This window comes from Achromobacter sp. (genome assembly GCF_050285565.1).
GTDB lineage: Bacteria > Pseudomonadota > Gammaproteobacteria > Burkholderiales > Burkholderiaceae_B > Achromobacter.
Map to the genome: position 1 here is coordinate 59,469 of NZ_JBLZXG010000005.1, position 26,018 is coordinate 85,486.

Sequence of the window (26,018 nt, forward strand, 5' to 3'; positions counted from 1 at the left end):
CACCCATGGCGGCTACGCCGCGTCGCAGTTCCCTCGCAGCACACGCACAAAAGCATGCAGACCCGGGCGCGAGCCGCCACGGCAGCACAGGCGTAAGCATTCCTACCCGGGCGCCACCCCAAGGAGGAAGACAGATGAATCGCGAGCAACACCCCCCTATCGACGACGCCCAGCGCCGCCGCGTGCTGACCGCCCTGGGCGCGGCCGGCCTCTGTGCGCTGGCCCCCTGGCAACGTGCCATGGCGCAGAAAGGCGCATGGCCGGACCGGCCCATCAACTACGTGGTGCCGTTTCCGCCCGGCGGCCTGACCGACGTCGCCGCGCGCCAGGTGGGCAAGGCGTTGAGCGATGCCGAACGCTGGAACATCGTGGTCGAGAACCGCCCCGGCGGCAGCGCCAACATTGGCGCGGCCCATGTATCGCACGCCGCGCCCGACGGCTACACCTGGCTGGCCATCACCCTGTCGCACGCCGCCAACGCCACCTTGTTCGCGGGCAAGGCCGGCTACGACCTGACCCGCGACCTGGTGCCGCTGGCCGGCCTGGCATCCTCGCCCATCATGGTGGTGGTCAACGCCAAAAGTCCCATCAAGAACATGGCCGACCTGGCGCGCGCGGCCGCCGCCAAACCGCTGGCGGCCGGCTCCAGCGGCAACGGCACGCCGCCACACCTGACGCTGGCGCTGTACCAGAAGCTGACCGGCACGCCGCTGATGCACGTGCCTTACAAGGGCGGCGCGCCGTCGCTGACCGATCTCATCGGCGGTCACCTGGACGTGGTGTTCTCGAACTACCCCGAGTCGCTGTCACACGTGAAGAACGGCTCATTGCGGGCCCTGGCCATCACCACGCGGGAGCGCAGCGCTGATCTGCCCGACGTCCCGACGGTGGCGCAAGCGGGCCTGCCGGACCTGATCGTGGAGAATTTCACCGGCGTCATGGCGCCGGCCAACACGCCGCCGGAGCTGGTGCAGCGCATCGGCGAGGCCATCGTCAAGCAGGTCTCGCAGCCCGCCATGAAGCAGGCGCTGATGCAACTGGGCTTCGTGCCGCAGCCGCGCGGGCCGGCGCAGTTCGGCGCTTACCTGCGCGCCGAGGTGGATCGCTGGGCCAAGATCATCCGCGACGCCAACATCCAGATCGCCTGACGCCGGAGCCGACCCATGCATGTGCTTATCTCGGAATTCATGGACGCGCCCGCCGTTGACGCCCTGCGGCAACGTTTCGACGTGCGCTACGCCCCAGACCTGGTGGAACGGCGCGCCGACCTGCTGCGGGCCGCCGGCGCCGCCGACGCCCTCATCGTGCGCAACCGCAGCCAGGTGGACGCGGCGCTGCTGGCGGCCGCGCCGCGCCTGCGCGCGGTCGGCCGGCTGGGCGTGGGGCTGGACAACATCGACCTGCCCGGCTGCGCCGCGCGCGGCATCCAGGTGGTGCCGGCCACCGGCGCCAACGCGCGCGCGGTGGCCGAATACGTCATCGGCACGCTGCTGGCGTTGCTGCGCGGCGCGTATGGCGCCAGCGCCGCGGTGGCCGCCGGCCAGTGGCCGCGCCCGGCCCTGTCGCAGGGGTTGGAGGCGCACGGCCGCACCCTGGGCGTGGTGGGCTTCGGCGGCATCGGCCAATTGACGGCGCGGCTGGCCGCCGGCCTGGGCATGCGTGTCGTGGCCTGCGACGCGGCGCTGGCGGCGACCCATCCGGCGTGGGCCGAGAGCGGGGCCGCGCGGCTGGACCTGGACGAACTGCTGGCCCAGGCCGACGCCGTTACCCTGCATGTGCCGCTGACCGCCACCACCCGCCACCTGCTGGACGCCGGCCGCATCGCCGCCATGCGGCCGGGCGCGGTGCTGATCAACACGGCGCGCGGCGGCATCGTCGACGAGGCCGCGCTGGCGGCGGCGCTGCGAACCGGCCACCTGCGCGGCGCGGCGCTGGACGTGTTCGAGCACGAGCCCCTGCCCGCCGGCAGCGCGCTGGCCGGCGTTCCCAACCTGATCCTGACCCCGCACATCGCCGGCCTGACGCAGGAAGCCAACACCCGCGTTTCCGATATGGTGGCCGCCGGGGTGACAATAGCGCTTACCGGCGGCGCCGAATGAAACGCGGCGCGCCTCGCTGACAGGAAGGATATGGCTCACATCTATCTGGACGAACTCCAACACCTGGCCGCGGCCAGCCTGGCCGCCGCGGGCGCCAACCCCGCCATGGCCGACAGCACCGCCCGCGCGCTGGTCTTCGCCGAAAGCCAAGGCCTGAGCTCGCACGGCCTGTCGCGCGTGCCGTTCTATGCCGGCCACCTGCGCACCGGCCGCGCCATCGGCAGCGCCGTGCCGCGCATCGTGCACGAGCGCGGCGGCGCGGCGCTGATCGACGCCGGCTCGGGCCTGGCGTTTCCGGCTTGCGCGCTGGCGGTGGCCGAAGCCGGCCGCCGCGCGCGCGAACACGGCGTGGCCTTCATCGGGGTCGCCAACAGCCACCACTTCGGCGAGGCCGGCTATCACCTGGAAGCCCTGGCCGACGCCGGCCTGGTGGCGCTGGCGCTGAGCAATTCGCCCGCCGCCATGCCGGCCTGGGGCGGCAAGCGCCCGCTGTTCGGCACCAACCCCATTGCCGCCGTGTTTCCGCGACGCGGTGGCGGCCGCATCGTCATCGACCTATCGCTGTCGCAGGTGGCGCGCGGCAAACTGATGATCGCGGCGCGCGACAACCAGCCGATTCCGCTGGGCTGGGCGCTGGACGCCGACGGCCAGCCCACCACCGACCCCAAGGCCGGACTGGCCGGCAGCATGCTGCCGGCCGGCGGCGTCAAGGGCGCGATGCTGGCGCTGATCATCGAACTGCTGGCGTGCGCCTTGACCGGCTCGCACTTCGGTTTCGAGACGGAGTCGTTCTTCGTCGACGCAGGCGGCCCGGCGCGGCTGGGGCAGGCCTTCATGGCCATCGACCCCGGCGCGCTGGCCGGCAACGACGCCTATCTGGAACGGGTCGAAACCCTGGTGGACGCGATGCTGGAAGACGACGGCGTGCGCCTGCCCGGCGACCGCCGCCGCAAACTGCGCGACGAGGCGCTCAAGCACGGCGTGGAGATTCCGCAAGCGTTGATGGAACAACTGCGCGCGATGGCGGGCGCGGCGTAACCGCCGCCCGCCACCGCCCGGCCGCGACGCGCCAGGCGCGTCGTGGCCGGCCAAGGGCCGTTACTCGGAAGCGGTGAGCGCCTCTTCCGTACGCGCGACCCACTGGATCAGGAACTGCTGCTGGATCTGGTGGCCGGCCGCGTCGGTCGCCGTCAGCACGAAAGACGCGCTGATTTCCGCAGTGGGGTCGCTGACCGTGTCCGGATGCCGGGATATCACGATGTTCACCGCGTCGCGACCGGTCTCGCCGCCGTTCGACATCTTGACGTATTTCATCAATTCAGCATCATCCGGGTCTTCCGGCTCCAGGGTATAGGTGATGTTCCCGACCCCGCCCGACACCCTCGCGAATCCATCGATGGAAACATCGCTATCGCTGTTGGATCTGATTACCGCCATCGTCGACAGCGCCAGGCTCAACCTGGCCCGGACCTCGAGGTTGAAAAAGGCGCCCTGGGCCAACACCCCTGGCACCGCGGGGTCCCAGACCCCGACGCTGAAGGCGTCATGTCCGAGCGCCTCGTTCGCGGTGCCGGTGATGACGCCGGTGTCCGGGTCCATGCTCATTCCCGCCGGCAAGCCGCCCCCATTCATGCGGTACTTGAGCGGCCGCCCACCCGCGCCAGCGCCTTTCACCGGCTGGAACTTGATCGGCTCGCCGACCATGTACGTATTTTCTTTCTCCAGGACGGTCGTCGTCACGGGCTCGTAAACCACGAGACCGAACCGGGCGGTGGCGGTGTGCGCGGGCGTGGCGCTGTCGGTGACCGTGACGGTGTACTTCTCGGGGCTGCCGTCGATCTGCTCGGCGGTCGGCGTACCGGAAATCACGCCGGTCGTCTGGTCCATGGCCAGGCCGGTCGGCAACGGCGGGGCCACGAGATACGTAAGCGGCCCGACCCCGCCGGAGACCGTCACCGGGCTGGCGATGGTGGCGCCCACGGATTGATTGACTGCCATCGGCGACAACGGCGTGGGCGTGGGCGCGGCGGCGAAGCCCGCATCGACCGCCAGGGTGAATTTGGCCTGCGCGGATTGCTTGGGGTTCCCACTGTCGACAACGGTGACGGTGTATTCGCGGGCGGAAGACACCTCGATGACGGTACCGGCAACGCTTTCGATGGCGCCGCTCGACTCATCCATCTTGAGACCGGCGGGCAGGTCGGGCTGCACGCTGAACTGATACAACGGGAAGCCGCCCTCGGCCTTGACCGGCGTTGCCGAGACCGTCTCCGTGGCAAGCACGGATATCGTCGAAACCACGGGGGTCGCGGTGAGCCCCGGCTCGATCCGCAGCGAGAAACTGCCGCTCACAGAATGCGTCGACTTGGCGCTGTCCGACACGGTGTAGGTATAGAGGGTCAACGGGGACGGCGCGGTCACGATTCCCGTGATGTTACCGGTGGCCTCGTCCATGTCCAGGCCCGCGGGCAGCGTCGGCGTCACCGCGTAGGTATACGGGGCCACCCCGCCGAAGGTGAGGGGCGGCTTGTAGTCGACCCGATCCCCGACGCGATGCACCTCTTCGTTGTTGAACACCGACGTCGTCAGCTCCGCGTGGACCTCGAACGGGAAGGTGGCGCTGGCCGAGTGCTCGGCGGCGTCGGTGACCGTGACGGTGTACGTGGTGTTATTCGATTCGGCGGCCGGCTTGCCGGTGATGGCGCCGGTGTCGGCATTCATCGTCAACCCGGCCGGCAAGGGCGGAGCCACCCCGAAGCGCAGCGCGCCGGCGCCCCCGGCGGCAGTCACCGGCGTCATGTCGACCTGGTCGCCCACGACCGCGATCTGCGCGACGGTCGTCGCGGTGGTGGCCGACAGGCCCTCGACGACGCCCAGCGAGAAGCTGGCGGTGATCGCATGATCGGCGCCGTCGGTCACGGTAACGGTGTAGGTGGTGGTGGCCGAGGCCGTGGTGGCCGTGCCCGTGATGGCGCCGGTGGCGGCATTCATTGCCAGCCCGGCGGGCAGCGTGGGCGTTACCTTGTAGCTCAGGTTGCCCACCCCGCCGGCGGCCGTCACCGGGAGGTAATCGACGGTGTCGCCGGCCACGATGCTCCGGTCCGCCACCGCGGGCGTCGCCGCAAGCACGCCATTGACGGCCAGGGTGAAACTGCCGCTGACCGCGTGAGCCGGCGAGGCGCCGTCCGTGACGGTGACCGTGTAGGTGGTGGCGGCCGAGGCGGCCGCCGGGGTGCCACTGATGGCGCCGCTATCCTTGTCCATCAGCAGACCGGCCGGCAACGCCGGGGCGACGGCATAGTGCAACGTACCGACCCCGCCCGTGACCGTGAGCGGCGCCGTCCCGGTGAAGGGATCGTCCGCCAGCGCCGTCAAGTCGGCATGGGTCACGTCGACCCGCAACGCGGGCGCCACGCCCAGCGTGAATGTCGCTTCGATCGGCGGCGCCGACGCGCCGGCGTCGCTGATCCGCACGGTGTAGGCGGTCAAGGGCGATTCGGCCGTGGCGCTGCCCGACAGCACGCCGCTATCGGTGTCAAAGGTCAGCCCGGCGGGCAACGCCGGGGTGATGGCGTAGCGCAGCGGGCCGCTGATGGCGCCGGTGACACCCACCGGCGTGAAGGGCTCGACCGGCTCATCGACCAGCCAGATCCGCGACGTGAGGGCGGCGACAGCCGCCCAGTCGCCGATGACGCTGAGCCGATAGCTGCCCGTGCCCGCCTCGAAGGCAGGCGGGTCGGCGGCCTGGGTGGCGGTAATGGTGACCGTGCCGGGCGCGACGGCTTCGACCGAGCCATCGGCGGCCACCCGCGCGATCGCCGGATCGCTCGACTGGTAGCTGATGGCGCCCTTGCTGGCGGGCTGGTCGCTGCTTGCCGGGTTGGCCAGCACGCCTCCGACCCTGACCGCGAGCGGCGCCAGATCCCGGAAAGTCATGATCGGGGTGGCGCTGATTTTCTCGATCACGACGTTGACCACGTCAAGCCGCGACGAGGCGAAGGTTGCGCCGGACCACGACAGGCACAGAACCAGGCACGCCCCGATCAGGCTGTGGAAAACCAGCTCGGCAAGCGCTTGGAGGGGGTTGGACATCTTCATAGGACGGTTCATTTACGGCCCACAGTGATCTTGACGTTGTAGGAGGCCATGGTGGCGTCGGTGACCCGGGCGACGTACTCGTCGGTCTGCGCGGGCGCGGGCAGCTTGAACAGGTCGACCGTGAGTTGCGCCGGCGCGACCGTGAATTGCGGCGGCGCGGACAGCGTGGCGCCGTTTTTCTGCACGGACTCCAGCGTCAAGCCGCCACTGCCCACGGCCACGACCAGGCGCTGGCCGTCGGCGCTGACGGTGGCGCCCGGCGGCAGGCCGGCCTTCTCGACGAGGACTTCCTGAACGCCGGTGTGATCGACCTTGGCCAGGAAGGTTTGCGGGATATGCTCCGGACGCGAAACGGCCTTGTCGAGCAGGCGCTCGCCCGTGTATTGGCGCAACGATTCGCGCATCGCCAGCGAACTGGCGTCGGCCGTGTAGCGCGCGGGTGAAATCAGCTTCATCAGGTCGACGTAGACCATGACGGTCTTGCTGTTCAGGGCGCCGTCGCGGCCCCGCGACAGGCCGAACGACAGGCGCGCCTTGTCGCCCGACAGGGTGGCGACGAAATCGCGCGACACGCCGTTCGAGACGCGCATGTCCAGCAGGTAATCCTTGTAGACCTCGAACTTCAGCCCCCCCGACAGGTAGGGACGGCGGCGGCTTTCGACGGAGCCATCGCCCATCGGGTAGCGTTCGTGTTCCATGCCCAGCGAGGTGCTGAGCACCAGCGAGGAGAACGGTGCGTATTGCAGGTCCAGGCTGGCGCCGTACAAGCGGCCGGTGGCGATGCGCCGCGGATCGTAGAGCAGGCGGGTGTAGTCGGGGTAGTCCTGGATCACCGTGCGGCTCGACAGGTCGTTCGGGCTATGGGCGCGCGCGCCCCACGCGGACACGCCCAGCGAATGCAGGCCCACCCCCGATTCCGGCGCAAACAGCCGGCGCGCGCCGAGCGTGCCGGCCAGTTGCGTGACCGGCACGCGCGCGCTGCCCGAATCGAAATCGAACGATGGCCGGCCCTTCATCAGCGACACGGCGGCATCGAATTCATATTGCTTGCTGGCATCGACGAAGATGCCGCGGCCGATCAGCTCGCGCTGGAATTCGCCCAGCTGCATGCTTGCGCCCAGCGCGAAGCGGTCGGTGATGAGCTTGGAATATTCGACGCGGCCGATCGGCGCGTCGTCCATGGCGCCGCCCCCGATGCGGAAACGCGAATCGGGCGTGGACAGCGCGAAGGAATCACGGCCCAGCGACAGGCGGCTGTCGCCCATGGGCACGGTCAGGCTGGGCGTGGATGCGCCCGCGCGCGGGCCGGTGGCCGCGGCCATCAGCGGATTGCCGCGCGCCTGGCGGCGCGCCTGCTCGGTCCGGGCCGCTTCCTGCAGGAACGAAGCGAAGGCCCGTTCGAGTTCGCGCTTTTCGGAAGCTTGCGGCGCGGGCAGGTCGGGCAGCCCGGCACGCGCCGGCGCCGGCGCGCACCAGACCGCGGCCAGCGCCAGCAGCAGCATCGACACGCCGCGGACAGGCGCCGCGCGGACTGGCGATCGCTGGTTGCAGGGGCCACACGACGGGCAATGAGGTTTCCGCGAACGGACAGGTTGAGGCATTTTGATTGTTTTCCAACATCGGCCACGGCGAGCTGCCGGTACCGGGAATCACGGGTGACGCGTTGATTCTAGGCAGCAGGCAGCGGCGCATTGCGCCTTCGGGCCGGCACACTAAAACCAAGTGAGTGAATCGACCATCACGGTCAATTGGATAGGCAAAATATCGAAACACCTGGCGTGAAAGAAGCGCGCGCCGCGTAGAATCGGACGACCGGAATGCGCAACCGTCTAATGTCGGAAAACAGGTCGCGGAAATGACACCGAGCATGACATTGCGCCCGCGCGGCGGGCGTGCGCGTGGCGCAAAAAAAAAGCGCGGCCGCCGTTGACCGGCGCCGCGCGGCGGCAGGGCCGCGGCCGGGCTACGCGCCGGCGTGGCTGAACCAGAGCATCAGCGGCGCGAGCAGCAGAAACACCACGGTCGACACCAGCACCGCGCCGGCGGCGGTATCACCCATGGCGGTGTAGCGCTTGGCGTACATGTAGCTGACCACCGCGCAGGGCATGGCCATCTGCAAGGTCAGAGCGCCAGCCAGCACCGGCTCCAGGTCGAGGACCCAGACGATCGCCAGGCCCGCGGCCAGGCCGGTCGTCAATCGCATCAGCGCCACCTTGGCGCCGTCGCGCAGGCCGTTGGCCGGGATCAACGCCAGCGCATGGCCCAGGCTCAGCAGCATCAGCGGCACCGTCACCGCGCCCAGCATGCGGGCCGTCTCGATCAGCCAGGCCGGCACCGGAACATGCAGCAGCCGCATGGCGACCGCCACCACCGACGCCAACAGGATGGGGCTTTTCCAACTGCCTTTGGTATTGACCCCGGGCAACAACCGCACCGCGATGGTGTGCATGACAAATGAGTTGACCGCAAAGAACGCCACCGCCACCGACAGGCCGGCATCGCCGAACGCCAGTTGCGAAATCGGCAGGCCAAGGTTGCCGGCGTTGGGCAGGAATGCCGTGGGCAGCAGCGTGCGCACCGGCAACCGGCCCAGCTTGAGCAGCGCGGCGCAAGCCAGCGCGCACAGCAGCAACGCCAGCAGCGTGGCGGCCGCCACGTCGGCCAGCGCGCGGTCGTCCAGATGGGTGGTGACGAAGGTGTGGAATACCAGCGCCGGCGTGGTCACCGACGTCACCAGCGTGGTGATGAAGGCGCCACCGAACGGCAGGTCGCGCTTGCCCCAGAACACGCCGATGCCGACGCAGGAAAGCAGGGGCAGCATCAGGACGATGGCCGACAAATAGAACTGCGCGATGGCCAGCATCCGTTTATTCCGTCAGAGATTCAAAGTGAGATACACGGCGGCATCGCCGCTTGTCGCGCGCCCGGCGTGATCCGAGCATGGGTTGTCTTTTGCCAGTCGCCCGCGCCGTACCCGTCATGCCCGCCAAATCCGCTTTCGCCCCCCCGCAAGCGTCCGCCCCCGTCCGGCTGTCGCCCCGTGAATCGGCCTCGCTGCACTGGAGCGCCATCGGCAAGACCAGCTGGGAAACCGCCCGCATCCTCGACATCAGCGAAAGCACCGTCAACTTCCATCTGCGCAACGCCTGCCGCAAGCTGCAAGTGCGGGGCCGGCGCGCCGCCGTGGCCACGGCCATCAGGCGCGGGCTGCTGCATCCGGTCACGGCTTGACCACGACCGACCTCAGGAACTCACGCGCCCGTTCCTCGGGCAGGCTGGCCTCGGTGCCCGCCGCCACCGCCTCGATCAGCATGGTGTCCGTGACCCATACCCGCGCCCGCAGCCAGCCGGGCTTGCCCATGGCCTTGCCCTGCACGTCGATGTCCTGCCCATAAGGCGGCCACTCGGTGGGCGGCGGCGCCTGCATGTTGACGTATAGCGAGCGCATCAGCGCCATGCCCAGCGCCTGCCGCGCAACCGGATCGGCGGCGATCGCCGGCGGCAGCGGCGCCGATCCGACGGCGAACACCGCCTCGCCGACCGTGGCGCTGGCCAAGGTGAAATCCAGCGTGTGGGTATCGAGCCGCAGTTTGCGGGTCTCGGTCTGCACCCGGTTCGGGAAAGCCGCGCGCGCGTGGCCGTCGGCCACATCGACTTCGCGCCAGTTGTAACGCGGCGAACAGGCGCTGGCCAGCAGCGCCACCGCCAGAATCAGGCCGGCTTTCTTGAATATGAAACGAAACAGCGATGAAATCGTCATTACCGTAAAGACCTCGCGGTCTTTTCATTTCGAGGACAGCTCCAAATTGTCGCCGATTTCGATGACCCCAGCGCCCGACGGCACCCTCCTGGCCAATCACGTCTGGCCCGCCGCCCCGAATGTGCCCGCGCCGGTAACCGGCCCGGGTACGCCCAGCATCTACCTGCTGCATGGTCTGAGCGAGCACGCCGGGCGCTATGACCGGCTGGCGCGCTGGCTGGCCGCCCGCGGCTGGACGGTGGGCGCCCATGACCATCGCGGCCACGGCCGCTCGGGCGGGCGCCCCGCCACCCTGGCGCACCAGGAAGACCTGGTGACCGACGCCGTGGCCCGTCTGGCCGACTGGACCGCCGCCCAGGGCCGCCCGCCGATCCTGCTGGGCCACAGCCTGGGCGCCCTGGTGGCGGTGCGGATCGCGCTGCGGCGGCTGGCCCCGCTTGACGCGCTGGTGCTCAGTTCGCCGCCGTTCGTGGTCAACGTGCCGCTGTGGGTGCGCCGCACCCTGACCTGGATGTCGCTGCACGCGCCCGACCTGCGCGTGCCCCATGGCCTGGCGCCGGCCCGCATTTCGCACGACCGGGCGGTGGTCAAGGCGTATCGCGCCGACCCCCTGGTGCGGCGCAGCATGACGGGCCGGCTGGCCCGCTTCGTTGACGAAGGTGGCCGCGAATCGCTGCGCGAGGCGCACCTGCTGTCCTGTCGCACGCTGCTGATGGTGGCCGGCGACGACGCCATCGTGGCGGCCGAAGGCAGCCGCCAATTCGCCCAGCGGGCGCCGGCCGAATTGTTGACCTTGCGCTGGTACGACAGCGCCTGGCACGAGATTTTCAACGAAACCGCCCCCATCGCCGACCCGGTCTATGCCGACCTGGACGAGTGGCTGGCGCGCACCGCCGCGCAATTGTCCCTGTCCCCAGTACTGGCTCCCTCGGCAGAGGAGGCCAGCACCCCGTAAAATCCGGCGACAGACCCCATCGAGAAGATTCCGTGACTGATACCGCCGCCCAACGCCTCTCCCGCCTGGAAGCCAACCGCTCGCTCCTGGCCCAGACCCTGCGAGGCATCGAAAAAGAAGGCCTGCGCGTCGACGAGCAGGGCATCCTGGCCCGCACGCCACACCCGGCCGGGCTCGGCTCCGCGCTGACCAACGAACACGTCACCACCGACTATTCGGAATCGCTGCTCGAACTGATCACCGGCACCCACGACAACGTGGACGCCCTGCTGGCCGAGCTGACCGCCACCCACCGCCACGTCTACAGCGTGCTGGACCACGAACTGATCTGGAACCAGTCGATGCCGGCCACCCTGCCGGCCGAGGCCGACATTCCCATCGCCTGGTACGGCACGTCCAACACCGGCATGCTCAAGCATGTCTACCGCCGCGGCCTGGCCGAGCGCTACGGCAAGACCATGCAATGCATTGCCGGCGTGCACTACAACTTCTCGCTGCCCGAGGCGCTGTGGCCGGTGCTCGACACCCAGCCCGGCACCGACCAGGAACGGCGCTCGCGCGGCTACATCGGCCTGATCCGCAATTTCACGCGCTATTCCTGGCTGCTGATGTACCTGTTCGGCGCCGCCCCGGCGTTGGCGCGCGACTTCCTGCGCGATGGCGAGCACGGCTTGCAGCGCCTGGGCGACCACACGCTCTACCTGCCCCACGCCACCAGCCTGCGCATGAGCGACCTGGGCTACCAGAACAAGGCCCAGTCGCAGCTCAAGCTCTGCTACAACGATCTGGATACCTTCCTCGGCCGCCTGTACGACGCAGTCACGCAACCGTGGCCCGACTACCAGAAGATCGGCACGCATCGCAACGGCGAATGGATCCAGCTCAACACCAACGTGTTGCAGATCGAAAACGAGTACTACTCCAGCATCCGCCCCAAGCGCGCCACCGGCCGCTGCGAGCGGCCGATCACGGCGCTGGCCGAGCGCGGCGTGCAATATGTGGAAGTACGCTGCCTGGACATCAATCCCGAATCGCCGGTTGGCATTGACGCCGCCACCAGCCGTTTCGTGGATGCCTTCCTGCTGTTCTGCGCCGCTTCCGACAGCCCCTTCTTCCCCGCCAACGGCTACTGTCAGCGCAGCGCCGACAACTTCGCCACCGTCGTCAAGGAAGGCCGCAAGCCCGGTCTGCAACTGGATCGCGACGGCAAGGCCATCGGCCTGGCGCAATGGGGCCAGGAGCTGCTCGACCAGATCGCGCCCTACGCCGCCCTGTACGACGCGGCGCTGGGCGGCAGCGCGTATGCCGACAGCCTGGCCGCGCAGCGCGCCAAGCTCGGCCAGCCCGACGCGACGCCGTCGGCGCGCCTGCTGGCCGCGCTGACCGACAGCGGCGAATCGTTCCACGACTATTCGCTGCGCCAGAGCCAGACCCATGCGCAGGCGTTGCGCGCCGCGCCGCTGCCGGCGGATCTGGCCGCCGAGTACCGTCAGGCCGCGCTCGACTCCAGCGCCGAACAGCGCCGCATCGAACAGTCGGACGATGTCGATTTCGACACCTACGTCGCCCGTTATCACGCCGCGCTGAAGGCCCCGCGCAAATAAGGCGTATCGTTAGAGTTTTGGATCAGGAGGCTTTTCCATGCGCCGCATTGCAACATTCTTGCTGGCCCTGGCCGCTGGCGCGGCCGGGATCTCCCACGCCGCGCCGCCGCCCATGCAGACCGTCGAATCGGTCGACCTCAAGCGCTATGCCGGCATGTGGTACGAGATCGCCAATTTCCCGATGTTCTTCCAGCGCAACTGCGTGGGCGACACCACCGCCGAATACACGCTGCATCCGGACGGCACCGTGGGGGTCAACAACCGTTGCCGCACCAAGGACGGCGAGATCGACTCGGCCACGGGCACCGCCACGGTGGTCGAAGGCAGCAACAACGCCAAGCTCGAAGTCTCGTTCTTCAAGCCGTTCAAGGGCGACTACTGGGTCATCGGGCTCGACCCGGACTACCGCTGGGCCGTGGTCGGCACGCCTGACCGCAAGTACCTGTGGATCCTGTCGCGCTCGCCGCAACTGCCCAAGGAAGACCTGGACCGCGCCCTGGCCGCCGCCACGGCGCAGGGCTACGCGCTCGACGAGCTGCGCTACACGCCGCAGAAGTAAGGGCGACGGCCTCGGGGCGCGGCGCCGCGCGGCCGTCCCACGCCCTGTGCGCCCGCGTCAGCCCGCGTAATCGCGCGCCAGCCGCACCACGGTCACGCCTGGCTTGAGCTGGCGCAAGGACGGCATCACCAGCGTGCAGCGGTCGTAGGGCGTGACGATCGGCTTGTCGTCGGCCCGGCCAATGACCGCGCCCGCCTGTGCCAGGGTCTCCAGGCCCTGCCACGGTTGCGCGAAAGACACGTCCATCGACGGCGCCACCACCGCGTCGGTCACTTGCAGCACGCGCTGCGCGGCGGCATCCGGTTGCCGCCAGCCGGCCGGAATGTCGGCCTCGTCCAGCACCCCCGATTCGACCAGCATGCGCGCCACCATGTCGCGCGCCACGCCGCGCGCCGCCGGATCGCCATGGAAGCCGCATTCGATCAGCAGCGCGCAGGCGTCGCTGGCCGGATCGCCGAACCGGCCATAGTCGCGCATGCGCACGCCGTCTTTGTGGCCGGCGTCCACGATCACGTGTTGCGGCGCCCGCAGGCGCCGCGCCAACGCGATGTTGCGCGGCAGCACACCGGTCAGCAGCAGGGGCGCGCCCGGTTCGTGCATGGAATGCAGGTCCAGCAGCCAGTCGGCGCGCTCGACCCACGGCCGCAGTTGCGCCGCGCGCCGGCGGTCGCTGTTGCCGGGGTCGTCCAGGCGTTCGGCGCTCCAGACCCGGTTCATGTCCTCGGCCACGAAGCGCGAGGCGTCATGGCACGCCAGGTCGAAGCGGTCGAAGGCGGACAGGTTGCAGAACGCCAGCGTCAGGCGGCCGCGCCGCGGCCGCAGGCCCGCCGCCAGCAGATCCTTGAGCGCCCAGGCGCCGCACAGTTCGTTGCCGTGCACCAGCGCCGACAGCATCAGGGCGCGGCCCGGCACGCCCGAGTCGAAATGCCAGACGCCCGGCGTGTCGGTATTGCCCAGGCGCTCGGCGGCGAGGTCGGGAACGGGAAGCGTGAAATCCATGGTGTTGCCTGCGTTGATGTGCGCAAAAGAGAGAGGGTGAACAGCGCCGGCGCATGCGCTGACGGCCGCCACCAGGCGGCCGTCAGCCTGCGGCGGGCAAAGGTGTTTACTGCGGCTCGATCCTGGCCGCCTTGACCAGCGCGCCATACTTGCGGGTTTCGTCGGCCTGGTAGGCCACCGGGTCCAGGCCCGGCTGCGCCAGCACGCCGCCGGCTTCCTGCATCTTGGCGCGGAACTGTTCCGACTTGAGCGTGCCGGCCAGCGCATCGCGCAGCTTGGCCGCCACCGGCTCGGGCAGGCCGGCCGGGCCGTACAGCGCGAACGAAACGCTGACGTCGACCGACTCGAACCCCGGCGTTTCGGCCAGCGCGGGGATGTCCGGCGCCACCGGCGAACGCTGCTTCTGCGTCACGCCCAGCGCCACGATCTTGTCGCCGCGGACCTGCGGCAGGCCGGAAGACAGCACCAGCATGCCGAAGTCCAGTTGCCCGCTCATCAGGTCTGTCACCAGCGGCGAAACGCCGCGATAGGGCACGTGCTCGGCGCGGGTGGCGGTGGACTGGTTGACCATTTCCCCGGCCAGGTGCAGCGTGGTGCCGACCCCCGAGGAACCGTAGTTGAAGCTGCCCGGCGCCGCGCCACGCAGTTTCTTCAGGTAGTCGGCCGCGCTCTGGACGCCCGAATTCTTGCTGGCCGCCAGCAGCATGGGCTGCGAGGCGATCACGCCGAGCGCGGTGAAGTCCCTGGCGCCGTCGTACTTCACGGCGCTGTTGATCATGCGGGCGATGACCATTTCATTGGTCGAGCCCAGCAGCAGCGTGTAGCCGTCGGGCGCGGCGCGGGCCACGCGCTGCGCGCCGATGGTGCCGCCAGCGCCGCCGGCGTTCTCGACCACCACGCTCTGGCCCAGGCGCTTGGCCAGTTCCTCGCCAAACAGGCGCGCGGTCAGGTCGACACTGCCGCCGGCCGGGTAGCCGACGACCAGCGAAATGGGGCGGTCGGGGTAGCCGGCGGCGGCGGCCGGCGCGGCCGCGGCCAGCGTGGACGCGGCACAGAGCGCGGTCAACGCGCCGCGCAGCGGGTGCGTGATGGACATGATGGGTTTCTCCCTGGGGTGCTGTGGTGGACGGCGGCGCCGTCTCGTTTGAATATCGGGAGACATTCTGCGGCGCGGCCCCAGGCCATGCCGTGCCAAGTCGGCACATAGCCGTGCTGATTCGGTTGCAACCCGCGCCCGGCACGACGCCAGCGGCGGCGGCGGGCCCGGCCGCGTGAGGAAGCGACAGGGCTCAGGCCTTGCGATTGGCCGTGGCTTCCCAGGCCGCCTCGGCCAGGTCCGCCAGCCGCGCGCGCGAGCGGTACAGGCGCACCTCGAACGCGATCTCGTCGCTGCGTCCGCCCAGCGACACCAACGTGCCGCGACGGCAGTCGGCGGCCACCATCGACCAGGGCAGCCAGGCCACGCCCAGGCCCTTGGCGGCGGCGCCGTGCGCGGCGTCGAGCGAATCGCTGCGCACGAACGGGGTCAGCGCGTAGGGGGTGGAGTCGAGGCGGTCGCCGAGGATGCGTTCCATCGACAGGCCGCCGGCGTAGGTGATCAGCGGTACCGCCGCCCCCCCTTCGCTCAGCACGTAGCGCGCGCGGCCCCGGCCATCGGCCTGGCTCACGGGCACCAGCTTGTCGGTGCCCAGCGTCATGTAGCGGTAGCGCACCGGGTTGAGCTGCATCGACAGGGCGGGATGCTCGTAACAGCACAGCAGGTCCACCTTGCCCTGCTCCAAGCGCACCGCCATGTCTTCCATCTTGCCGGTGGAGATCTCCAACTGGGTGCCTTCGGTCAGCACCTTCGGCGCGCGATGGCGCAGGCGCGCGATCCAGTCGGCCACCAGCGTGCGCGCCAGGCTGCGGCCGGTGGCGATGCGCAGCACCGCCTCGCCACCCGCGCCCGAACTGCGGATGCGATGGCGCACCAGGCCCATCTGCTCGACCACCTGGGTGGCGGTCTTGAGCAAGGCCTCGCCCTCGGCGGTCAGGGTGACCGGCACGCGCTGACGCTCCACCAGCGGCGCGCCGGCCCAGGCCTCCAGGGCGCGGATGCGGCGGCCGAAGGCCGGATGCGTGACGTGCCGCGCCTCGGCGGCGCGCACGAAACTGCCGCTCTGCGCCAGCGCGATCAGGTCTTCGAGCAGTTTCAGGTCGGCCATGGCGCGCCCGCGTCCGTGAACGCGCTCAGGCTTGCGCCAGGCCCATCATCGCCAACGTGGCGCGGGTCAGGGCGCTGGCGGGGTCTTCCAGCTCGTTCACCAGGTCGAAGTGGTTGCAGTGCGGCGTGGGGATGCGCGTGGCTTGCAGGCCGGCGCCGGTCCAGGCGCGTTCGAAGGCCTCGGTCTGGTTCTTGAATCCCTGGGTCTCCAGGCCGCCCACCGCCAGCAGCATCGGGCCGGCGCGTTCGGGCAGGTTGAAGATCGGGCTGTGGCGGGCCGCCTGTTCCGGCGTCAGTTGCAGCCAGGTATTGGGCAAGACATCGCACAGCGGCCGCAGGTCGAACAGGCCGCTCAGCGCCAGCGTGCCCTTGACCACGTCGTCCGGCACGCCATAGCTGGCCGGCCAGGCGGGCGCGGCCAGCATCGCGGCCAGGTGGCCGCCGGCCGAGCTGCCGCCGACGTAGATGCGCTCGGGATCGACGCCGTAGGCCGCCGCGTTGTGATACAGCCAGGCCAGCGCCGAGCGCATCTCGCGCACGATTTCCGGCAGCGTCGCCTCGGGCGCCAGCGTGTATTCCGGCACTGCCACCGCGGCGCCGGCCGCGTTGAAGGCCTCGGCCATGACCGGCGCGTCTTCCTTGCGCTGCGCGCGCCAGTAGCCGCCGTGAATGAACACGAACAGCGGCGCCGGGCCGCGGTTGGCGGCGGGCAGGAACAGGTCCAGCCGCTCGTCCTGGCCCATGCCGTAACGCAGGTTCAACAGGCCCGGCCGGCGCGCCTTCACCGCGGCGGCCGATTCGGCGTAGCGGCGCACACAGGCGTCGAAATCCGCCACCGACGCGCGGGCGTTGTATTGCACCTCGCGCTCGGCGATGGTGGGGAAGAAGAGATCGATGTCCGCGTCACGCATGAATGGCCTGCCTGTCGTCCTGGGAAATGATGTGTTCGATGAACTGCGCCGTCTTGCGATAGTGCGCCGCCAGCATCGCCACCGAGCCTTCGACGTCGCGCGACAGCGCGGCATCGAGCAGTTGGCGGTGCTCGTCGTCGACATTGCGCTCGGGGCTGTAAGCCGTGGCGCCAGCGCGCGCCGGGCGCCGGTAGCGTTCGGTCTGCGCGTACAACTGTGTGGACAGGTCCAGCAGCCAGCTTGAACGGCAGGCGCCGATCAGCGCGTGGTGGAAGTCCAGGTGCCGCGCCTCGAGCGCTTCCTCCCGTTCCTGGCTGGGCGGCACGGCCTCGCCGGCGCGCTGCGCGGCCAGCGTCAGCGCATGATACGCGCCCACCAATCGCGCCTCCCAGGCGTCGTCGGCGTTGGCCAGCGAGCGCCGCAGGGCTTCGCAGTCGATCAGGATGCGGGTTTCGCAGGCGTCCCACATTTCTTCGACCGACAGCGGCGCGATGCGAAAGCCGCGCGAGGTGGTGGTGATCACCATGCGTTCGCTGCGCAGCCGGTTCAGGGCCTCGCGGATCGGCGAAAAACTGCTGCCGTAGCGCTGCTTGAGCAATTCCAGGCGCAGCGACTGGCCGGGCGCGAAGGCACCGCTCATGATGTCGCGCCGCAGCAGGCGGTAGACCTGCTCGGACAGCGTGATTTCCTCTACCTCGGTGCTCCCGTCGGCGCCGGGCTCGTCCTGGCGGGAAGCTTTGATTCTTGGCTTCAACGTGCACTCCAGATGTCAGCGGCCTGGGGCCGGGGCCGGCGGGCGCTCAGGCGGCCCATTCTACCCGTGGCCCGGCCGCCCTCAGCCGCGCGCCTCGGGCAAGGGTTCGAAGTCTCCGTCCAGGTCGTCGGCGCACGATTCGGCCAGGTCGTCGTAGCGCGCCGCCTGCAACGGCCGCCGATTCACGCGCAGGTCGAACACGTCGAAGCGGTTGTAGTGGCCGACGATGTCGTGCATCTGGCGCGGCTGGATGCAGCGCGACAGGTCGATGTCGGCGTAGACGATGCCTTCATCGTCGATCAGCGGCTCGCCGATCACGCGGCCGTCCGGCCCCACTATCCCCGAAAAGGCGCTGTTGCGGCGCGCCAGCATCTCGCGCGCTTGCGGATGGCTGGCGCTGATGGCGTCCTGGATCTCGGTGGAAATGGTCGAGCACGACACCACTGTGAACACCTTACCCTCGAACGAATGCGCCGCCGCCCGCAGGCGGATGGCCTCGGCCATGTCATAGTCGGGCGGCGCCACCGGCAGCGAGATATAGCTGGCGACGTGCACCATTTCACCCTGCGCCAGCAGCGAGAACCGCGCCAGCGTGTTGGTGTTCTCGCCGCAGGCCAGGCCGCCGAGCTTGCCGACGGACGTGTCGTAGACACGCAGCGATTCGCCGTCGCCATGAGCCCAGGTCAGCTTTTCGGCCCAGGTCGGCACCAGCTTGCGGTGGCGGCCCAGGATGCGGCCTTCTTCGTTGATGAAGACCATGGTGTTGTAGATCGTGCCCACGCCATGGCGGCTGCGCTCGTTCACGCCCACAACCACGTTGACGCGGTGCTGGCGCGCGGCCTGCGCGATGCGGCGGATCTCCGGCCCGGGCAGTTCGATGGCGCTCTTGCACAGCTTCTCGAACCAGGGACTGCCCTGCACCGGGTTCATCACCCAGCTCCAATAGGGGTAGGCCGAGACGAACACCTCGGGAAAGGCCACCAGACTGGCGCCGTTGCCGGCGGCCTCGGCGATCAGCGCGCAAGTCTTGTCGACAGTGGCGTCGGTGTCCAGGAACACCGGAGCGGCCTGGACGGCGGCGGCCTTGAAAACGGGCAGGTTCAACATGCGTGTGGCTCCTTTAGCGGTCAGATGCCGAGATAACGTTGCGCCAGCTCGGGCTGCGCGGACAGTTCGGCGGGCGCGCCCGACCAGGCCACGCGGCCTTTGTCGACGATGTAGTGGCGATCCACCAGCGTCGCCATCTCGGGCAGGTTCTTGTCGATCACCAGGATGGTCTGGCCCTCGGCCTTCAAGGCCCGCAGGCAACGCCAGATTTCCTGGCGGATCAGCGGCGCCAACCCTTCGGTGGCTTCGTCCAGGATCAACAATTTGGGATTGGTCATGAGCGCGCGGCCCACCACCAGCATCTGCTGCTCGCCGCCCGACAGCGTGCGCGACGATTGCGCGCGGCGCTCCTTCAGGCGCGGAAACAGGGCATAGACGCGCGCCAGGTCCCAGCCGCCGGGCGCGGCGCGCGAGGTCGCCACCAGGTTTTCCTCCACCGTCAGCGAGCCGAACACGCGCCGCCCCTCCGGCACCAGCCCCACGCCCAGCCGCGCCACCGCGCTCGGCGCCGGCCGCGCCAGCGTCTGGCCCCGGAACCGCACCTGCCCGCCGGTGGCCGGCAGCATGCCCATCAGCGTCTTGATGGTGGTGGTCTTGCCCATGCCGTTGCGGCCGATCAGCGAGATCACCTCGCCCTCGGCGGCCTCGAAGGCCATGCCGAACAGCACCTTGCTCGACCCGTAGCCGCCGGTCAGGCCCTCAACCTTCAACATGTTCATCTCCCAGGTAGGCGGCGCGCACTTCCGGATGGCGCCGCACCGCTTCGGGCGCGCCGCTGAACACCACCTTGCCGTAGACCAGCACGCTGATGCGGTCGGCCAGCGCGAACACCGCGTCCATGTCGTGCTCCACCAGCAGAATGCCGTAGTCGCCCTTCATGCCCAGCAGCAGCCGTGTCATGCGCGCCGATTCCTCCGGCCCCATGCCGGCCATGGGCTCGTCCAGCAGCAGCAGGCGCGGCGAGCGCGCCAGGGCCACCGCCAATTCGAGCTGGCGTTTCTCGCCGTGCGCCAGGTCGGCGGTGCGCACGTGACGCCGGTCCGCCAGGCCGACGTGCGTCAGCCATTGCATCGCCTGCGCCTTCAGGCCCGCGTCGCGGCGCGGGTCGGACCAGGCGCCAAAGGCGCGGCCGCCCTTGAGCATGCTGGACAGGATCACGTTTTCCAGCGCGGTGTATTCCTGGCACAACTCGGTGATCTGGAACGAGCGCCCCAGCCCCAGGCGGGCGCGCTCGAAAGCGCGCAACGACGTCACGTCGCGCCCGTCCAGTTCGATGCTGCCCGAGTCCGGCCGGATCTCGCCGCAGATCTGCGCGATCAGCGTCGACTTGCCGGCGCCGTTCGGGCCGATGATGGCGTGGATCTCGCCGGCGCGCACGTCCAGGTCCACGCCGTTGGTGGCCACCACCGCGTCGAACGCCTTGCGCAGCTGCGTCAGGCGCAGCAGGGTTTTCGTCTCGTCCATTCCTGGTGTCGGCTTACTATCGGGATGCCACGGATCCGGCTCCGCCGGTCCGTCGGCATGCCCCCTGGAAGGGGAAGCGCGAAGCGCTTCGGGGGTGGGCTCAATCCGCATGACGCGTCTCCAAGAGGCGGCCGAACAGTCCCTTCTGCCCCCACAGTACGACCAGCACCAGCACCGGCCCCATGTACAGCAGCCAATGCTCGGTCAGCGCCGACAGCATCTGCTCCAGCCCCAGGAACACCGCCGCGCCCGCGATCGGGCCCAGCAGCGTGCCGACGCCGCCGAGGATGACGATCGCCATCAGCTCGCCGGACTTGGTCCAGGCCGCCATGTCGGGCGTCACCAGCCCGGCATAGTTGGCCCACAGCACGCCGGCCAACCCCGTGCCAACCGCCGACAGCACGAAGGCGCTCAGGCGGTACGGCGTGGGCGCCACGCCCAGGTTGATGGCGCGCCGCTCGCTCTGGCGCAGCGCCTGCAGCACCATGCCGAAGCGCGAGTTGGTGACGCGGATGCACAGCAGCGTCCAGGCCGTCAGCAGCGCCAGGCAGACGTAGTAGAACGTCAGCGGGTTCTCCAGGTTGATGCCAGGCAGCACGTTGCGCTGCGCGATCATCAGCCCGTCGTCGCCGCCGTAGAACTGCAGCGACACCAGGATGAAATACACCATCTGCCCGAACGCCAGCGTGATCATGATGAACTGCACGCCGCGCGTGCGCAGCGCCAGGTAGCCGAACAGCCAGCCCGCCAGCGCGCACACCGCCAGCGCGATCGGCCACACCACCAGCGCGGCGTTGCTGCCGGCCCAGCCGAACAGCGGGCCGGCCTCGGTGGTGTGAAAGGCGATGATGCCGACCGCATAGCCGCCCAGTCCGAAGAACATGGCATGGCCGAAGCTGACCATGGCGCCGTAGCCGATCACCAGGTCCAGGCTGACCGCGGCCAGGCCGTAGATCAGGAAGCGCGTCACCACGCCGATCAGGAACGGCGTGTCGGTGGCCGCCGCCGCGCCCGGCAGCGCCAGCAGCAGGATCAGCCCGGCCAGCCCCCAGCGCGCGCGATTCGAAAGTGTCTTTGCCATCATCATCCTCGCGCCGGGAACAGCCCGCCCGGCCTGGCGATCAGCACGATCGCCATCAACACATAGATACTGGCCGACGCCAGGCCCGCCGCCAGCGGGTCCGCCGTGGCCGGCGAGAACACCGCGCCCAGCAACTGCGGCAGGAAGGCCCGCCCCATGCTGTCGACCATGCCCACCAGCAGCGCCCCCGCCAGCGCGCCGCGCACCGAGCCCACGCCGCCGATCACGATGACCACGAAGGTGGTGATCAGGATGCGTTCGCCCATGCCGATCTCCACCGCCAGCAGCGGCGCGGCCATCACGCCCGCCAGCCCGCACAGCAGCGCGCCCAGGCCGAACACCAGGGTGTAGAGCTTCTTGATGTCCACGCCCAGCGCATCGACCATTTCACGGTCGTCGGCGCCGGCGCGGATCAGCATGCCGATGCGGGTACGGTTCACCAGCCACCACAGCCCCACCGCCACCAGCGCGCCGACGGCGATGAACGACAGCCGGATCAGCGGATACTGGAATCCCGGCGCCAGCGTCACCGCCCCTTCCAGGAAGGACGGGATGCCCACCAGCGGCGGCCGCTGGCCGAAGATCAGGCTGACCGCCTCGTTGGAAAACAGCAGCAGGCCGAAGGTCGCCAGCACCTGGTACAGATGGTCGCGCTTGTACAGCTTGCGGATCACCAGCACCTCGACCGACAGCCCGTACAGCCCGGCCCCCAGCAGCGCCGCCAGCACGCCCGCCAGGAACGAGCCGGTGCTGCCGATGGCGTAGGCCGCGCAGTACGCGCCCACCATGTAGAACGAACCGTGGGTCAGGTTCACCACGCCCATGATCCCGAAGATCAGGGTCAGTCCGGCCGCGAGCAGGAACAGCATCGCGCCGAACTGCAGCCCGTTGAGCAACTGTTCGAAGAGCAAGGTCATGACGGCATCTTGCAGAATTGGGCGTAGGCGTCCTTGTCGTCGGACACCAGCTTGCGCACCAGGCGCGGCGACAGGCCGCCGTCGGCGTCCTTCTCGATGCGCATCAGGTAAAGGTCCTGCACCGGATGCTGGTTGGTGTTCATGCTGAACTTGCCGCGCAGCGAGGCGAAGTCCGGCTTGCGCAGCGCGGCGCGGAACTCGGCCTGGCGCGACAGGTCGCCGCCGGTGGCCTTCAGGCCCGCGCCGATCAGTTGCGCCGTGTCGTAGGCCTGCATGGCATAGTCGGTGGGCACGCGGCCATAGGCCTCCTTGAAGGCCTGCACGAAGGCCTTGGACTGCGGGTTGTCGAAATCCTGCGACCAGATGCCGGTGGTGTACGCGCCCTGCGCCGCGTCGCCGGTGGCCTTGATCATGCGCGCATCCATCGAGAAGCTCGGCATCAGCATCGGCACGGTCTTGTTCAGGCCCGCCGCCGCGTACTGCTTGACGAAGTTGATGCCGGTGCCGCCCGGATGGAACTGGTAGACGGCGTCGGTCGCCAGCGACCGCACCCGCGCCAGTTCGACCGAGAAGTCCGACTGGTCCAGCTTGGTGTAGATCTCGGCCACCACCTCGCCCTTGTAGGTGCGCTTGAAGCCCTCGATGGCGTCGCGCCCGGCCTGGTAGTTGGGCGCCAGCAGCGCCACGCGCTTGTAGCCCAGCTCATTGGCGGCCACCCCGCCCGCCGTATGGAAGGCGTCGTTCTGGTACGAGGCGACGAAATAATTCTGGTCGCACTTCTCGCCGGCGAAACTCGACGGGCCAGGGTTCAGGCTGACGTAGAACGCGCCCGACTTGACCACGCCCGGCGCCACCGCCGCCAGCACGTTGGAGAAGTTCACGCCGGTGAACAGCTTGATGCCCGACTGCAACATGCGGTCGGCCGCCTGCTTGGCATTGGCGGGCTTGAGGCCATCGTCCTCGATCACCAACTGCACCGGCACGCCGCCCAGCTTGCCGCCGCCCTGCTTGATCGCCAGGTTGAAGGCGTCGCGTTCGTCTTCGCCGATGTAGCCGGCCGGCGTCGACAGCGTGGCGATGAAGCCGATCTTGACCGGCTCGGCCGCATGCGCCGCGCCACCCAGCGTCCAGGCCAGGCCCGCCGCCCACAGTGTTTGCTTGATCATCTGTTTTCCCCTTGGAGACCGCCGCGCGCGCCGCCGCGCGGCGCGCGCTGGAATTTCGCCTAGACCGCCACCACCGGATGGCGCAGCGTGCCGATGCCTTCCACGCACGCCACCACCACGTCGCCCGGCCACAGCCATTCCTGCGGCTTGCGGCCCGCGCCCACGCCTTCCGGCGTGCCGGTGGCGATGATGTCGCCGGGTTCGAGCGTGATGCCGGCGCTGATGTCCGCGATCAGGAACGGCACCTTGAACAGCATGTGGCGCGTGTTCGAGCCCTGCTTCTTCTCGCCGTTGACCGTCAGCCACAGATCCAGCACCTGCGGATCGGGGATCTCGTCGGCCGTGACGATGCAGGGGCCGAACGGCGCATAGGTGTCCTGGCCCTTGGAATAGATCCACTGGCCGGCGCGGCGGCAGTCGCGCGCGCTCATGTCGAGCATGACGCTGTAGCCGAACACGTACGACAGCGCATCGGCCTCGGCCACGCGCGAAGCGCGGCGGCCCATGATCACCGCCAACTCCACTTCCCAGTCCAGTTGCTGGGTGATTCTGGCGTTGTGCTCGATGGGGTCGCCGGGGCCGATGACGGTGGTAGGCGGCTTGGAGAAGATCACCGGCTGCTTGGGCAGGTCGGCAGAAGTGTCCAGCGTGCGGCTCGATTCGGCCACATGCTCGACGTAGTTCAGGCCGATGCCGAAGATGTTCTTGCGCGGACGCGGAATCGGCGCCAGCAGCTTGACATTCTCCTGCGGCAACGCCGTGCCCACGGGCCAGGCGCCACGGTACGACTCCATCAGCTTGGCGGCTTGCGCCACGGCCACGGGGCCCAGGTCGATGAAGGCCAGCATGTCGTCCGGCAGCGCCACGCCGCCGGCCGCGCCCAACAGGGCCAGGTCGATCACATAGCCTTCGGCCAGCGCGCCCAGGCGGGCGGCGGCGGTGGGATGGGCGCGAAAAGTTACCAAGCGCATAGGAACTCCAGGAAATTCAAGACGAGTTGAGACAGGCGCCCGGCCTGCGCCGGGCGGCGGATGAAAATTCAGTGGGGTGGCGGCCCGCCGCTAGATCAGTTGCTGGTGGCCGTCGTTGTCCTTGACCGCTTCCTCGCGATACAGCGCCAGCGCTCGCATCACCGGCAGGTCGTTGAAGCAGAACAGACAGGCGTCGTCGTTGGACGACAGGTTGGCGTGCTCGTGCACGGCCCACGACGGCACACAGAAGATGTCGCGTTCGGCCCAGTCGTAGCGCTTGCCGTCGATCACCGAAAAGCCGCTGCCCTTGGCCACCTGGTAGAGGAAGCTGCCGGTGTGGCGGTGGGCCTTGGTGTGCTCGCCCGGACGCAGCAGCTGCATGCTGGCGCCGATGGTCGGCATGACCGGACCGCCGGTGGCGGGATTGGCGTATTCCATCAGGATGCCGTCATAGGGGCTGCCCGCCGCCACGCGCGCATGACGGCGCAGCGCTTCGTAGGTCGGCTCCCATTCGTACTTGAACAGCGGCGAGTAAGGCTTGTTCCAGCCGGTCGTCTGCGGCCGCAGCGCGGCGTTGCCCCACAGCGCGCTGGTGTCGTCCACCGGGTGCGTCACGGTCTGGTTCAGGTCCGGATGCACGGCATAGAAGCCCGCCTCGAAGGCGTTGACCAACGGGATGTCCAGCCCGTCCTGCCAGATGCAGGTGGTGCCGTCTTCGGCCACGCCATGTTCGTGCCAGGTGCCGTTGGGCGTGAGCACGAAGTCGTTCGCGCCCAGCGTCATCTTGTGGCCATCCACCACCGTGAAGGCGCCCTGGCCTTCCATGATGAAGCGCAGCGCTGAATGCGAATGCTTGTGCGCCGAGGCCAGTTCGCCGGGCCGCATCACCTGCAGACCCGAATACAGCCAGCCGACCGCGGCGGCGACGTCGCGCCGGCCCGGATTGTTCAGGTAGATCACGCGGCGGCCGGCCTCTTCGGGCGACACCAGCTCGGCCGAGCGCAACACGTGGCCGCGCAGCTCCTGGTAGCGCCACACCACCGGCACCGACGCCGAGCGCGGCGCCCACGGTTCGATCTTGTTGGCGACGGTCCAGAGCGCCCCGGTTTCAAGCCGCGCCAGATCCTGGTAGTAGGCGATGCGCTCCGGCGAATCCGCCACGTTGGCGCGGCCGGCGGTGTCTTCCCGATAGGTGTCGTACCTGTTCGCTTCCATCCCTTGCCTCTTTTTATAAAAATCATAAGATTTTCGAAAATATTAGAGGCGAGGGAAAAATCGGGCAACGATTGCGCGCTAGGGGTTTTCCTGGGGCGGGTCGGCGCCGCAGAAAAAAAGCCGACGGCACCGTCAAAAATACTGTACAAAAACAC

General features: G+C 69.1%; 24 protein-coding genes. 7 read left to right on the top strand and 17 right to left on the bottom strand.

The window, feature by feature from the left end; translation table 11 throughout:
* Positions 1 to 134 precede the first annotated feature (134 nt).
* Genes ACN6O8_RS11570 through ACN6O8_RS11580 form a run of 3 tightly spaced genes read left to right on the top strand, consistent with a single transcriptional unit; the run spans position 135 to position 3,137 of the window.
* Positions 135 to 1,148: a Bug family tripartite tricarboxylate transporter substrate binding protein gene (locus tag ACN6O8_RS11570; RefSeq protein ID WP_427991192.1), complete on the top strand. Its 1,014-nt coding sequence runs from the start codon at positions 135 to 137 to the stop codon at positions 1,146 to 1,148.
* Between the two features lie 15 nt (positions 1,149 to 1,163).
* The gene (locus ACN6O8_RS11575) at positions 1,164 to 2,099 is read left to right on the top strand and encodes a hydroxyacid dehydrogenase (RefSeq protein ID WP_427991193.1); all 936 of its coding nucleotides are present in this window, start codon (positions 1,164 to 1,166) and stop codon (positions 2,097 to 2,099) included.
* A 30-nt stretch (positions 2,100 to 2,129) separates the two neighbouring features.
* Positions 2,130 to 3,137 (top strand): Ldh family oxidoreductase, encoded by a 1,008-nt coding sequence (locus ACN6O8_RS11580; protein ID WP_427991194.1) that lies wholly within the window; start codon positions 2,130 to 2,132, stop codon positions 3,135 to 3,137.
* Between the two features lie 60 nt (positions 3,138 to 3,197).
* Here the strand turns inward: ACN6O8_RS11580 and ACN6O8_RS11585 are convergent, their stop codons facing one another.
* The 3 genes from ACN6O8_RS11585 to ACN6O8_RS11595 all read right to left on the bottom strand — a co-directional run bounded on the left by ACN6O8_RS11585 (position 3,198) and on the right by ACN6O8_RS11595 (position 9,060).
* On the bottom strand, positions 3,198 to 6,197 hold the full coding sequence (locus ACN6O8_RS11585; protein WP_427991195.1) for a putative Ig domain-containing protein: 3,000 nt from the start codon (positions 6,195 to 6,197) through the stop codon (positions 3,198 to 3,200).
* A gap of 8 nt (positions 6,198 to 6,205) precedes the next feature.
* Positions 6,206 to 7,705 carry a hypothetical protein gene (locus ACN6O8_RS11590; protein ID WP_427991196.1) on the bottom strand — a complete coding sequence of 500 codons (1,500 nt, stop codon included), beginning with the start codon at positions 7,703 to 7,705 and terminating at the stop codon, positions 6,206 to 6,208.
* Positions 7,706 to 8,160: 455 nt separating this feature from the next.
* Positions 8,161 to 9,060: an AEC family transporter gene (locus ACN6O8_RS11595; protein WP_427991197.1), complete on the bottom strand. Its 900-nt coding sequence runs from the start codon at positions 9,058 to 9,060 to the stop codon at positions 8,161 to 8,163.
* A 116-nt stretch (positions 9,061 to 9,176) separates the two neighbouring features.
* Between ACN6O8_RS11595 and ACN6O8_RS11600 the strand changes: the two genes are divergently transcribed.
* A complete protein-coding gene (locus tag ACN6O8_RS11600) occupies positions 9,177 to 9,428 on the top strand; it encodes a helix-turn-helix domain-containing protein (protein WP_427991198.1) in 252 nt (83 codons plus the stop codon).
* Here ACN6O8_RS11600 and ACN6O8_RS11605 read toward each other — a convergent pair.
* Complete coding sequence (locus ACN6O8_RS11605) at positions 9,418 to 9,957, bottom strand: hypothetical protein (protein ID WP_427991199.1); 540 nt, start codon at positions 9,955 to 9,957, stop codon at positions 9,418 to 9,420. The two genes, ACN6O8_RS11600 and ACN6O8_RS11605, sit on opposite strands and share 11 nt — an antisense overlap.
* 61 nt (positions 9,958 to 10,018) lie before the next feature.
* Between ACN6O8_RS11605 and ACN6O8_RS11610 the strand changes: the two genes are divergently transcribed.
* From ACN6O8_RS11610 to ACN6O8_RS11620, 3 genes are read left to right on the top strand one after another with little or no spacing between them, the layout of a single operon-like run.
* Positions 10,019 to 10,912 carry an alpha/beta hydrolase gene (locus ACN6O8_RS11610; RefSeq protein ID WP_427991200.1) on the top strand — a complete coding sequence of 298 codons (894 nt, stop codon included), beginning with the start codon at positions 10,019 to 10,021 and terminating at the stop codon, positions 10,910 to 10,912.
* A gap of 32 nt (positions 10,913 to 10,944) precedes the next feature.
* On the top strand, positions 10,945 to 12,516 hold the full coding sequence (gshA, locus tag ACN6O8_RS11615) for a glutamate--cysteine ligase (RefSeq protein WP_427991201.1): 1,572 nt from the start codon (positions 10,945 to 10,947) through the stop codon (positions 12,514 to 12,516).
* A 37-nt stretch (positions 12,517 to 12,553) separates the two neighbouring features.
* Positions 12,554 to 13,075: a lipocalin family protein gene (locus ACN6O8_RS11620; RefSeq protein ID WP_427991202.1), complete on the top strand. Its 522-nt coding sequence runs from the start codon at positions 12,554 to 12,556 to the stop codon at positions 13,073 to 13,075.
* A 57-nt stretch (positions 13,076 to 13,132) separates the two neighbouring features.
* Here the strand turns inward: ACN6O8_RS11620 and ACN6O8_RS11625 are convergent, their stop codons facing one another.
* The 13 genes from ACN6O8_RS11625 to ACN6O8_RS11685 all read right to left on the bottom strand — a co-directional run bounded on the left by ACN6O8_RS11625 (position 13,133) and on the right by ACN6O8_RS11685 (position 25,863).
* Positions 13,133 to 14,074 carry a succinylglutamate desuccinylase gene (locus ACN6O8_RS11625; RefSeq protein ID WP_427991203.1) on the bottom strand — a complete coding sequence of 314 codons (942 nt, stop codon included), beginning with the start codon at positions 14,072 to 14,074 and terminating at the stop codon, positions 13,133 to 13,135.
* Positions 14,075 to 14,180: 106 nt separating this feature from the next.
* On the bottom strand, positions 14,181 to 15,170 hold the full coding sequence (locus ACN6O8_RS11630) for a Bug family tripartite tricarboxylate transporter substrate binding protein (RefSeq protein ID WP_427991204.1): 990 nt from the start codon (positions 15,168 to 15,170) through the stop codon (positions 14,181 to 14,183).
* 193 nt (positions 15,171 to 15,363) lie between these two features.
* Complete coding sequence (locus ACN6O8_RS11635) at positions 15,364 to 16,278, bottom strand: LysR family transcriptional regulator (RefSeq protein ID WP_427991205.1); 915 nt, start codon at positions 16,276 to 16,278, stop codon at positions 15,364 to 15,366.
* Between the two features lie 25 nt (positions 16,279 to 16,303).
* Positions 16,304 to 17,188 carry an alpha/beta hydrolase gene (locus tag ACN6O8_RS11640; RefSeq protein WP_427991206.1) on the bottom strand — a complete coding sequence of 295 codons (885 nt, stop codon included), beginning with the start codon at positions 17,186 to 17,188 and terminating at the stop codon, positions 16,304 to 16,306.
* Entirely contained in the window at positions 17,181 to 17,942 is a 762-nt protein-coding gene (locus ACN6O8_RS11645) for a GntR family transcriptional regulator (protein WP_427991207.1), read from the bottom strand. Before ACN6O8_RS11645 ends, ACN6O8_RS11640 begins: the two co-directional genes overlap by 8 nt.
* Before the next feature lie 81 nt (positions 17,943 to 18,023).
* Positions 18,024 to 19,049, bottom strand: a complete 1,026-nt coding sequence (locus ACN6O8_RS11650; protein ID WP_427991208.1) for a carbon-nitrogen hydrolase family protein — start codon at positions 19,047 to 19,049, stop codon at positions 18,024 to 18,026.
* Positions 19,050 to 19,069: 20 nt separating this feature from the next.
* The gene (locus ACN6O8_RS11655; RefSeq protein ID WP_076408642.1) at positions 19,070 to 19,762 is read right to left on the bottom strand and encodes an ABC transporter ATP-binding protein; all 693 of its coding nucleotides are present in this window, start codon (positions 19,760 to 19,762) and stop codon (positions 19,070 to 19,072) included.
* Positions 19,749 to 20,513 (bottom strand): ABC transporter ATP-binding protein, encoded by a 765-nt coding sequence (locus ACN6O8_RS11660; protein ID WP_427991209.1) that lies wholly within the window; start codon positions 20,511 to 20,513, stop codon positions 19,749 to 19,751. The genes ACN6O8_RS11655 and ACN6O8_RS11660 overlap by 14 nt, the downstream gene beginning before the upstream one ends.
* A gap of 100 nt (positions 20,514 to 20,613) precedes the next feature.
* Positions 20,614 to 21,600 carry a branched-chain amino acid ABC transporter permease gene (locus ACN6O8_RS11665; RefSeq protein ID WP_427991210.1) on the bottom strand — a complete coding sequence of 329 codons (987 nt, stop codon included), beginning with the start codon at positions 21,598 to 21,600 and terminating at the stop codon, positions 20,614 to 20,616.
* On the bottom strand, positions 21,597 to 22,511 hold the full coding sequence (locus ACN6O8_RS11670) for a branched-chain amino acid ABC transporter permease (protein ID WP_427991211.1): 915 nt from the start codon (positions 22,509 to 22,511) through the stop codon (positions 21,597 to 21,599). Before ACN6O8_RS11670 ends, ACN6O8_RS11665 begins: the two co-directional genes overlap by 4 nt.
* Complete coding sequence (locus ACN6O8_RS11675) at positions 22,508 to 23,677, bottom strand: ABC transporter substrate-binding protein (protein WP_427991212.1); 1,170 nt, start codon at positions 23,675 to 23,677, stop codon at positions 22,508 to 22,510. Before ACN6O8_RS11675 ends, ACN6O8_RS11670 begins: the two co-directional genes overlap by 4 nt.
* Positions 23,678 to 23,736: 59 nt before the next feature.
* Complete coding sequence (locus tag ACN6O8_RS11680; RefSeq protein WP_427991213.1) at positions 23,737 to 24,648, bottom strand: fumarylacetoacetate hydrolase family protein; 912 nt, start codon at positions 24,646 to 24,648, stop codon at positions 23,737 to 23,739.
* Between the two features lie 90 nt (positions 24,649 to 24,738).
* Positions 24,739 to 25,863 carry a cupin domain-containing protein gene (locus ACN6O8_RS11685; RefSeq protein ID WP_427991214.1) on the bottom strand — a complete coding sequence of 375 codons (1,125 nt, stop codon included), beginning with the start codon at positions 25,861 to 25,863 and terminating at the stop codon, positions 24,739 to 24,741.
* Positions 25,864 to 26,018 lie beyond the last annotated feature (155 nt).

Excerpts from the sequence above, each read along its gene's own strand:
- ACN6O8_RS11570 (WP_427991192.1), top strand. The coding sequence starts at position 135 with ATGAATCGCGAGCAACACCCCCCTATCGACGACGCCCAGCGCCGCCGC.
- ACN6O8_RS11685 (WP_427991214.1), bottom strand. The coding sequence starts at position 25,863 with ATGGAAGCGAACAGGTACGACACCTATCGGGAAGACACCGCCGGCCGC.
- ACN6O8_RS11625 (WP_427991203.1), bottom strand. The coding sequence starts at position 14,074 with ATGGATTTCACGCTTCCCGTTCCCGACCTCGCCGCCGAGCGCCTGGGC.
- ACN6O8_RS11610 (WP_427991200.1), top strand. The coding sequence starts at position 10,019 with ATGACCCCAGCGCCCGACGGCACCCTCCTGGCCAATCACGTCTGGCCC.
- ACN6O8_RS11655 (WP_076408642.1), bottom strand. The coding sequence starts at position 19,762 with ATGTTGAAGGTTGAGGGCCTGACCGGCGGCTACGGGTCGAGCAAGGTG.
- ACN6O8_RS11585 (WP_427991195.1), bottom strand. The coding sequence starts at position 6,197 with ATGAAGATGTCCAACCCCCTCCAAGCGCTTGCCGAGCTGGTTTTCCAC.
- ACN6O8_RS11620 (WP_427991202.1), top strand. The coding sequence starts at position 12,554 with ATGCGCCGCATTGCAACATTCTTGCTGGCCCTGGCCGCTGGCGCGGCC.
- ACN6O8_RS11630 (WP_427991204.1), bottom strand. The coding sequence starts at position 15,170 with ATGTCCATCACGCACCCGCTGCGCGGCGCGTTGACCGCGCTCTGTGCC.
- ACN6O8_RS11635 (WP_427991205.1), bottom strand. The coding sequence starts at position 16,278 with ATGGCCGACCTGAAACTGCTCGAAGACCTGATCGCGCTGGCGCAGAGC.
- ACN6O8_RS11660 (WP_427991209.1), bottom strand. The coding sequence starts at position 20,513 with ATGGACGAGACGAAAACCCTGCTGCGCCTGACGCAGCTGCGCAAGGCG.
- ACN6O8_RS11665 (WP_427991210.1), bottom strand. The coding sequence starts at position 21,600 with ATGATGATGGCAAAGACACTTTCGAATCGCGCGCGCTGGGGGCTGGCC.
- ACN6O8_RS11650 (WP_427991208.1), bottom strand. The coding sequence starts at position 19,049 with ATGTTGAACCTGCCCGTTTTCAAGGCCGCCGCCGTCCAGGCCGCTCCG.
- ACN6O8_RS11580 (WP_427991194.1), top strand. The coding sequence starts at position 2,130 with ATGGCTCACATCTATCTGGACGAACTCCAACACCTGGCCGCGGCCAGC.
- ACN6O8_RS11605 (WP_427991199.1), bottom strand. The coding sequence starts at position 9,957 with ATGACGATTTCATCGCTGTTTCGTTTCATATTCAAGAAAGCCGGCCTG.
- ACN6O8_RS11670 (WP_427991211.1), bottom strand. The coding sequence starts at position 22,511 with ATGACCTTGCTCTTCGAACAGTTGCTCAACGGGCTGCAGTTCGGCGCG.
- ACN6O8_RS11575 (WP_427991193.1), top strand. The coding sequence starts at position 1,164 with ATGCATGTGCTTATCTCGGAATTCATGGACGCGCCCGCCGTTGACGCC.
- ACN6O8_RS11640 (WP_427991206.1), bottom strand. The coding sequence starts at position 17,188 with ATGCGTGACGCGGACATCGATCTCTTCTTCCCCACCATCGCCGAGCGC.
- ACN6O8_RS11600 (WP_427991198.1), top strand. The coding sequence starts at position 9,177 with ATGCCCGCCAAATCCGCTTTCGCCCCCCCGCAAGCGTCCGCCCCCGTC.
- ACN6O8_RS11680 (WP_427991213.1), bottom strand. The coding sequence starts at position 24,648 with ATGCGCTTGGTAACTTTTCGCGCCCATCCCACCGCCGCCGCCCGCCTG.
- ACN6O8_RS11595 (WP_427991197.1), bottom strand. The coding sequence starts at position 9,060 with ATGCTGGCCATCGCGCAGTTCTATTTGTCGGCCATCGTCCTGATGCTG.
- ACN6O8_RS11675 (WP_427991212.1), bottom strand. The coding sequence starts at position 23,677 with ATGATCAAGCAAACACTGTGGGCGGCGGGCCTGGCCTGGACGCTGGGT.